Genomic DNA, 8323 nt, shown 5'->3' with positions numbered 1-8323 from the left:
AGCTGATCTTTTTTGTCCGAACAGCGTTCGGATTAATTTTACAATCTACCAAAAATATTAATTTTGGCCATGAATTTTTGCAGTGTGACCGCGTCCCATGGTAAATATTCGGCGAGGGTCAAGCCCACGATGTCGTTGTCGGCTGAGAGCTGGGCTAATAATTGTAAAACGATCGCCGGTGTTAGCTTGCCAGCCGCTGCCGGAAAGTCCACACGACCGGGTTCAGCGAAGTATTGGCCTTTAAACCATTGTGGGTCTAAAACGTCTAAGTCGAAGTGAATCGCTAAGTGTTTGAAATGGTGGGCCGTAATCCAGGCTTGGATGGCGGCGATGTCGATGTCTGTATCGGTTTCAAGTTGATAACTCAACCCTAATTGTTGTAATAACGGTACTTCGTCAGTGGTGGGTTGTTGCAAGCCAACGTAGCGAATATGGTTAGGATTAAATGGTTGGGCGACTAACTCAGCCAAGGCTGGATCGCCGTGACCTAACAAATTACCGAGGACCATCGCGTGTTCGTTTTGAAATATCGTCGGCGTTGAAATATCAGGATGGGCATCCAACCAAAGGACGCCGAGGTCCTCATCATACTTTTCATGTAAATAGCTAAAAGGCGCTTGGGACACGAGGCAGTTGCCACCAAACGTGATGATTTTATCCGGCTGCTCAGTTGTGATGGCGTCTTGTGCCAGTTGGACGTTGTTGCGGACTGTAGCTTGGGCGGTCACGCCATTTTCACGGGCTAGGGGTTCTCCATCTGGTGCAGTGATGGGCAAACGAACTTCGGTTTGTTGCGCATTTTTAGGTGCTAACCAGGACAGTAACTGGGCACCAAGATAATAAACCGGCTGGTCACCAGCTTGCCAGTCGGGGGCGAGTAAACGTAAGGTTTTAGTCATTAAAAATTCCTCCTGAGTGATTGTGATTTACTCGTTTAGCATAAAGGCTATACTAACTATAGGGTCAAGCGAGGAGGAAAAGTATGGCTGAATTTACGATTGGTGAGTTGGCACGGTTAACGGACGTGTCGATCCAAACTTTACGCTACTACGACCGGATTGGGCTATTTAAACCGGTCCGGGTGGATAAACAAAATAATTATCGTTATTATGATGTGCCTCAGTTATTTCAACTCAATACGATTAAGTACTTACGGTATTTTGGATTATCAATTCAGAAAATTGAACAGCTGCTACAAGCCGATGCTGCCCAGCAAGTCACGTTTTTACAACAACAAGACCAGCAGATTGACGCTGAGATACAACGGTTGCAAGCCATTAAACAGCTATTGCAAGGCCAGCAACAACAATTAGCACTCAAACAACAACTTAAAATGCAGTTAGGCCAAATTTATGAGCGTCAGTTACCGGTGCAGCGCTATGCGCAGCAAGCTTGTGCCACCGTCATTACGCCTAAAGATCGGCCAGATGTAGCGGTCAGCCAGTTAGTCCAACTCGTCAAAACGGCGGGCAGTCGCGCCAATTTGCAATATGGTTGTGCATATCCGTTGGCCGATTATGAGTCTTTAACGGCGATTCATTACCAGTATTTGTTTACGCAATTATTTGATGAACAGGTGGTCTTACCGGCGGAAAACCAGTTGATTTTACCAGCCGGAACGTATTTAGGCGTGGCTTTTCACTGGTCACATGCCGTTTATTTAGACTACTTGCAACAGTTAAAAGCAGCCTATGTGGCCCGTCAAGGAAAGTTGCCGGCGACCGTGTATGAAGTGTCGTTATTAGATGGTTATGATTATCAAAATGATGCGAATTTTATTACCGAATTGCGAGTGCGTTTGGATTGAAAAAAGGACTGACCGTCCAATCAGAGACGGTTAGTCCTTTTAAGTTAATCCCGCAACAAACGGTCGAGCATGGCGTTGCCGGCATGCAAATCTTCGTCCAAATAATGTTTGGAACGAATGCGCATCGGATCGCCACCGTGATAATATTCATACATTAATTGGCGTTGCCCAAAGCCGGAGCTACTCAAGTCAAAAGCTAAGTTGAGTAATTTAGACCGTTCTTCAGCGGTGGCTAAATTCGTCGTCAGGGCTTGTTGTAAGATGTCGCCGTTATCGCCTGCGAATTCTTCAAAGCCGGGAACGCCGACCATTGAACCGGCCGCTAGATGTTGCGTAACACGCATAGCGTCTTCGTAAAAGGCCGGTAAGTTGGCGCGGACCGCAGTTAAGGCTTGTAGGTTAGGCGTGTAAATCCCTTGTTCGTCCAAATGACCCGTATCTTCGGAGCGCGCAATCGTTCCTTTGATAAGTTCCAAGTTGGCGGTCAAACGACCTAATTTTTCTTGGACGCCCAAGAAGTGGTCCAACCCTAAGAGTTTAGCGACTCGAATCGCCACCGTAGTTGCAAATTCGAGTTTCGTAATGCCTCGCGCTTCGTCTTGATGCGATGTGTGAATGAACATGCCGGATTCAATGAAGAAACGGTTGCTCATGTCGTAGTCGTTTTCCACGAAGACCTTATCCCACGGAATAAAGGCGTGGTCAAAGACGATGTACGCGTCGATTTCGTCCAGTAAGTTACTTAACGGATAGTCATCTTCGGTATAACCGGGATGGTCGAGTAGTTTGCGGCAGATGACTTTGACACCCGGCGTATTTAATGGCGTCGCAAAGGCCACCCCATAGCTCGTATCGCCTTTTTCGAGTAGTAATTCCGGTGGATTAAAGACGAGCAAATCGTCGGCAATCGGCGCCATCGTGTTGACCATTTTGGCCCCAGAAACGACGATACCGTCTGCGCGACGTTCGATCGTATGAACGCCGGCATACCCCTTGGGAATCCCATTAATCGGTTGGCTACGGTCAAGTTGCGGATTTTGCAAAGCGTGACTAATAAAGATGTCATTTTCTTTAATCCACTTGGCATAATTTTTAGCATTTTCAGCGAAGTTGGTATATTGATTGTGACCGAGAAAGGCGCTCTTCTCGGCTAGGATCGCCATCCCGGTATTAAGAAAGTCAGGTGTCCGACCTAACATGCCGTTATTAGTCTCGGCAATTTCTTGATAGGCTTGGTGTTTTTGTCGTAAATCGTCGACGGTCCGTGGTACCTTAAAGGCAATATCATAAGTATGGCCATTTTCAGTGTACGTGTGGACTGCAGGATGGCTTTTTTGTAACGCGTAGTACTGATTATTCAGCGCAAGCGTTTTACGGAAAATTGGTACTTGTGAAACTTGGATGCGTTCGCCATTTAAGTAAACGGCACGACCGTCATCCAGTTGATCGATGGTATGCATAACAGAATCCCCCTGTTCTTTGTTATCTATTTCACTATAGCAGATAATGTTAGGGAATAAAGCGCTTTTTAAGTGGCTTAGGGTAAAATAGTTTTTAAGATGATTAGAACGAGCGGAATGATAATTATGTTGGATGTGATTTTTGTCAATTTCAGCATTTTATGGTTTTAGTGTAAAATTGAAGTAACTAGAGACAGACGAAGGAGATTCCAAGCATGGCTAAAGAGCAAACAATATCCGCGGTATGGCCCGAATTTGTGAAATCGGCCGCCTATCAGGCCGTGAACATTTATCCGGATGGCCTAATTAAGGAATCGGTCAAATATTTTAATGACTTATTAACTAGTCAATTCCCGCTAGCATGGTCGCAGTGGCAGATCAATGAGATCAGTTTGACGATGCATGCGTTTGTGGAACAAGGATTGTTTGATCCTGACCCCGATGCGATTGAGATTTTGAATGCGACGTATGCGGCAATTCGGGCATTTTTACGCTTCTTAGTGGCCGCTGATAAGATTAAGGTGTCATCCGCACAATTGGAAGGGCTCTTGACCGAAGTTGAAGATGAAGATGGGCAAGTCACCCGCGAGTCCGCCGACGTTGACGCTTTGCCGCGGGTCGTGGACTTGGGTGATGGGTTACCACAGTGGCAGGCCGCTACGATGGAGAAGTTGCTCCATTATACTAGGGATTGGGTGGCAGCTTATTTTGAAAGTGCCACTTGGAAAAATCGCAAGCTGAATGCCTCCGAGGAACTCTTGAGTACGCTCGTTGAAACTTTAAGCGTCAGCGCGTATGTCGATTATCGTAAAACGCCTAAAAGTTGGACTAAAACCGCGATTGTCGGGGTCATGACCAACACGTTTGTGACTGAAACTGAATTTTCCGATGATGAGTATTTGATGATTGCGCCTGCACTAAAGGCGTTTATCGGTTTTGTTGGTCAAAAAGGGTGGTTGAATGCCAAGCGAGCCAGCGACTATCAGCGTTACATTAGTGCCGGTGAGCCGGTGATGCTGGGACTAGCACAAGATCAAGCTGACGACGACACTGCGGATGATTTTGGCAATGATGTCAATGACCTATTAAAATATCCCGAAGCACTCACCGCTTTAGCGAAAGCCATTGACCCCGATTCAGATCAGGACTATTTGAAAGAACATCAGTAACAGAGTAAGACGGGCGTTGCTTGGCAACGAAAACGTGCCATTGAGACTCATCAAAAAGGTTTAGAGGCTGGGATTAAATTAGCGATTCCGGCCGCTAACTATGATATTCCCACTGAATGGGAACCTGGTGATGTTCTACAAACGGTCAGTGAAGTGGTCGATATGATGTATCAACAAGCCGTGGAGTCACCGTCTGAATGGACGCCACAAGCTTGGGGCTCATTTGTAACCTGGTTAAAAACGAATGAAGAACCAGATAATTATCAAAATATCGTGCTGACTTTGAGTAGTCTGATGCAGTTAATGGCTGATGAAGACGTGCTAACGGCCGCGCGGGCGCAACAGCTTGTCGCGGCGATGCACCCACAATCATTTCCAGCTAGCGGAAACGTGGTTTCACTAGCCGATCGGCGGAAACAACGGCATCCAAAAAAATAGCATAAAAAAACTTCGACGGGTTCGAAGTTTTTTTTATCTACTGACAGCGAACGTTTACGCCCCGTTAAGCGGCCGAAAACGCTATACTAGACAAAGATAATATACCTTAACGAAAGAAGGCTAACCATGCCAAAAATAGTTGCGGGCGTGATTGCCCATGTCGACGCCGGCAAGACGACGTTGACCGAAGCAATGCTCTATCAATCAGGGACGGTGCGCGAGCTCGGTCGGGTTGATAATGGCGATGCTTTCCTAGATCCGGATGCACTAGAAAAGCAACGGGGCATTACGATTTTTTCCCATCAAGCCCAATTAACTTATCAAGATTTAGAGCTGACGTTGCTTGATACCCCAGGACACGTGGACTTTGCGTCCCAAACCGAACAAGTATTGAGTGTGCTCGACTATGCCATTTTAGTCGTCTCAGCGACCGATGGCGTGCAGGGCTATACGCGAACGCTGTGGCGCTTACTGGCGCGCTATCATGTGCCGACGATAATCTTTGTTAATAAAATGGATGCACCTGGGGCGGACCGCGCGGCGTTATTAGCCGAGTTACAACGCGAACTAGCGCCGGGCTGTTTAGACTTCGATAATTCGACTACGCCAGGACAACTCACGGACGCAACGGTGGAAGATGTCGCGATGCAAGATGAGTCGGTGCTAGATGCTTATTTGACCACTGGTGAATTGGCGCCGGCGACTGTCCGGGCACTTATTAGTAAACGACAAGTCTTTCCATGTTACTTTGGATCAGCCTTGAAGTTAGCTGGCGTTGACCAGCTGATGGCCGGTTTAAAAACATGGACGCAGGAACGGAGCTATCCCACGGACTTTGGCGCCCAAGTCTTTAAAATTTCGCATGATGCCGGGGAACGTTTAACGTGGCTCCGGGTAACGGGTGGGACCTTGGCAACTAAAGCAGTTTTATTACCAGAACAAAAAGTTAATCAATTGCGGCAGTATAATGGCACCAAATATACGACGGCGCCGACGGTTTCTGCTGGTGAAGTTTGCGCAATTCCCGGGTTAACGGAGACGTATCCCGGTCAAGGCTTAGGCCAACAAACGGCCAGCTTAGCCCCCGCGATGCAACCAGTTTTGAATTATGCGCTTGACCCGCAAGAAAATGATATTCATACGTGTTTGACGGCTTTACGCGAATTAGATGATGAAGATCCGCAGCTACATGTTGTTTGGTCCGAGCATCTGCAAGAAATTCGGGTGCAAATTATGGGGACGGTGCAATTGGAAGTCTTGCAACAACTCATGCACGATCGATTTAATTTGGACATTGGGTTTGGTGAAGGCAGTATCTTATATAAAGAAACCGTCACGGCACCCGTCGAAGGTGTCGGCCATTTCGAACCATTGCGCCATTACTCGGAAGTGCATCTGTTAATTCAACCGACGGCGGTCGGTAGCGGGCTAACTTTTGACTCGAATTGTTCATTGGAAGTTTTAGGGCGCAATTGGCAACATCAAGTGTTGACTAACTTGCAAGCTAAAGAACAACTTGGGGTGTTGATTGGCGCACCGTTGACCGATGCTAAGGTGACCTTAGTCGGTGGCCGCGCCAGCAATGTCCATTCGGTTGGCGGTGACTTTCGCGAAGCAACTTGGCGGGCCTTACGTCAAGGCCTCATGATGGCTAAGACAGCCGGCAATTATCAATTGTTGGAACCGTGGTATCGGTTCCGACTGACAGTCGACCAAACTCAAGTTGGGCGGGCGATGAACGATATTCAACGCATGAGTGGCACCTTTGCCACCCCTGATGCGACGACGGGGGCTGCGATGACGACGCTGACGGGGATTGCGCCCGTCGCGGAGATGCAAAACTATTCGCAGACTGTTAATGCTTATACGCATGGTCAAGGTCAATTGGAATGTTTGATTGACGGTTACCGGCCTTGCCATAACATTGATGACGTGCTGGCGAGCCATGCCTATGATCCCGTCGGAGACTTAGAAAACACGCCGGATTCGGTCTTTTGTGCGCATGGGGCCGGTTATCCAGTGCCGTGGCAAGAAGTCCCTGAGATGGCTCACTGCGACTATACGTATACGGCGGCGGACTTAAAAAATTTACCAGCGTTACGCTGAGTGTTTCACGTGAAACATTTTAACTTGGAAGCATGACTAGTTGGGTCATGCTTTATTTTTTAGCGATGAGGAGTGGAAAAATGGCAGCAATTTTAAAAGACTTATATTCACCGGAACTGATTGAAGCAATTGGACAGGCGACCACGCAATTATTACCATCATTTGATAGCGGAAAATTACTAAAAGGGTGTTTAACGGCAGACTGGTCAGCTTTGAAATTAATGGAGCGACGAGACCGCCTCACCACGCAACTGCACGTCCAATTACCCGCGGACTTTGCATTGGCTGCGCCGATTATTCAGCAAGTTGGTCAGCAATTCACCGGTTTGGCTGCGGTTGTATTTCCAAATTATGTCGCGACTTACGGATTAGAAGACTGGCAACTATCGATGGCGTTATTAGCTGATTTGACACAATACTCGAGTGCGGAATTTGCGATTCGGCCATTTTTAGTGCGCTATCCTGAACAAACGAGTCAACAAATGTTGCATTGGGCCCACAGTGAGTCGGCGGCGGTGCGCCGGTTAGCTAGTGAAGGCATCCGGCCGCGGTTACCGTGGGGCTTACGATTAACGCAATATGTGGATGACCCAACGCCTATCATGCCGATTTTAACGCAGCTGATTTTTGATGATAGTGAGTACGTGCAAAAGTCGGTAGCGAATAATTTGAATGATATTAGTAAGGACCATCCGGAGTTAGTCATCGCGTTTGCCCAGAAGTATTGGCGCCAAAATGACCGCACCGACTGGGTGTTAAAGCAAGGCCTAAGAACGCTATTCAAACAAGGTGTGCCGGCCGTTTTGCAGTTACAAGGCTATGATATCCAAGCGGCTAAGTTGCTGGAACCGGTGAGCTTGACTCCCACCACGCAAACTGCTGCGATGGGGACAACTTCTTTATTACACTATCAAGTCACGGCCAAGCAGCCAGTACCTGTATATCTCGGCTATCGTGTGCATTATGTGCGGCAAAATAAGACCGATGCGTTTAAGGACTTTTTTGTGAAACGGACCACGTTAAAAAAGGGGACGCCGTTAACCGGTGACTTGAAAATCAAGTGGCGTCAATTAACCACACGCCGGTTATATGAGGGGATTCATACGATTGAGCTGTTGGTCAACACGCAAGTTGTCGCTCAAAGCCAAGTCGATTTAACCCAGATTGAATAAAAAATGCAATTTTAGAACAAAATACTTGCCTTTTAGTTACCGTAACCGGTTACACTATAATTAATCAAAAGCTAAGGGAGTAAGTAAAAATGGCCTATCAAACAATTAATCCATATAATAGGTAGATTGCAAATTTAATCCGAATTTTTGGACAAATTGTTCAGCATAACC

At 47.1% G+C, this 8323-nt stretch carries 7 protein-coding genes; 5 read left to right on the top strand and 2 right to left on the bottom strand.

The features are described 5' to 3' along the window. Positions 1-38: 38 nt before the first annotated feature. Entirely contained in the window at positions 39-899 is an 861-nt protein-coding gene (locus DY78_RS01670) for an arginase family protein (RefSeq protein ID WP_024626332.1), read from the bottom strand. 83 nt (positions 900-982) lie between these two features. Here DY78_RS01670 and DY78_RS01665 point away from each other — a divergent pair, with 83 nt between their 5' ends. Beyond that, entirely contained in the window at positions 983-1807 is an 825-nt protein-coding gene (locus DY78_RS01665; protein WP_024626333.1) for a MerR family transcriptional regulator, read from the top strand. 44 nt (positions 1808-1851) lie between these two features. Here the strand turns inward: DY78_RS01665 and DY78_RS01660 are convergent, their stop codons facing one another. Next, entirely contained in the window at positions 1852-3267 is a 1416-nt protein-coding gene (locus DY78_RS01660; RefSeq protein ID WP_029779203.1) for a 4-hydroxyphenylacetate 3-hydroxylase N-terminal domain-containing protein, read from the bottom strand. 215 nt (positions 3268-3482) lie between these two features. Between DY78_RS01660 and DY78_RS01655 the strand changes: the two genes are divergently transcribed. From DY78_RS01655 to DY78_RS01640, 4 genes are all read left to right on the top strand, one after another. Then, the gene (locus DY78_RS01655) at positions 3483-4436 is read left to right on the top strand and encodes a hypothetical protein (protein ID WP_024626334.1); all 954 of its coding nucleotides are present in this window, start codon (positions 3483-3485) and stop codon (positions 4434-4436) included. A 162-nt stretch (positions 4437-4598) separates the two neighbouring features. Further along, positions 4599-4874, top strand: coding sequence for a hypothetical protein (locus DY78_RS01650; RefSeq protein WP_156404091.1), 276 nt, complete (start codon positions 4599-4601; stop codon positions 4872-4874). Between the two features lie 126 nt (positions 4875-5000). Further along, entirely contained in the window at positions 5001-6980 is a 1980-nt protein-coding gene (locus DY78_RS01645) for an elongation factor G (protein ID WP_024626336.1), read from the top strand. 80 nt (positions 6981-7060) lie between these two features. Further along, a complete protein-coding gene (locus DY78_RS01640; protein ID WP_024626337.1) occupies positions 7061-8152 on the top strand; it encodes a DNA alkylation repair protein in 1092 nt (363 codons plus the stop codon). Positions 8153-8323: the final 171 nt, after the last annotated feature.

The sequence above is a fragment of the Lactiplantibacillus fabifermentans DSM 21115 genome (genome assembly GCF_000498955.2).
Taxonomy (GTDB): Bacteria; Bacillota; Bacilli; order Lactobacillales; family Lactobacillaceae; genus Lactiplantibacillus; species Lactiplantibacillus fabifermentans.
The sequence above is the reverse complement of the archived record's forward strand: the minus strand, read 5'-3'. Positions and strand labels throughout refer to the sequence as shown.